At 51.0% G+C, this 508-nt stretch carries 1 protein-coding gene; it reads left to right on the top strand.

The features are described from left to right. Window positions 1-508 (top strand): transposase (locus ABEV15_RS14030; RefSeq protein ID WP_498853563.1); only part of this gene is annotated, 508 nt, incomplete at both ends.

Here is a 508-nt window from a genome sequence, read left to right as displayed (position 1 = left end):
TCATATCGAAGCGTATCGTCAGGACGATATCTTTTCGACATCAATGGGCATTCGGCACGTACCTTCCTCCCCAACGTTGCGACAGCGCCTCGATCAGCTCGCTTGTCTTCCGATGACCGAAACGATTCTTTGGGAGGAGTCGATGCGTCTGTTGGTTCGACAACACGCTACCTTGTCTCCTTGTTGGACCAAAGGGAAGACGACATGGCTCCCACTTGATATAGATGCTTCCCCATTTGACAACTCCGATACGAAAAAAGAAGGAGTGAGTCGAACGTATAAAGGATTTGACGGTTTTACGCCGTTGTTTGCGTACGCAGGGAAGGAAGGGTATATCGTTCATGCCGAGCTGCGTCCAGGGAAACAACATGTACAAGACGAGATGCCCTCGTTTTTGATCACCGCCATCCGTCGAGCTCGTCCACTGACCTCGTCTCGTCTGCTTGTCCGAATGGATGCAGGAAACGATGCGGAAGCGAATGTGCATACGTGGACTTTGTCATCAAGC

Origin of the sequence: Bhargavaea massiliensis (assembly GCF_050480245.1) — a bacterium.
Lineage (GTDB): Bacteria > Bacillota > Bacilli > Bacillales > Anoxybacillaceae > Anoxybacillus.
Note: the sequence above shows the minus strand (reverse complement) of the source record. Positions and strands in the feature narration are given on the sequence as shown.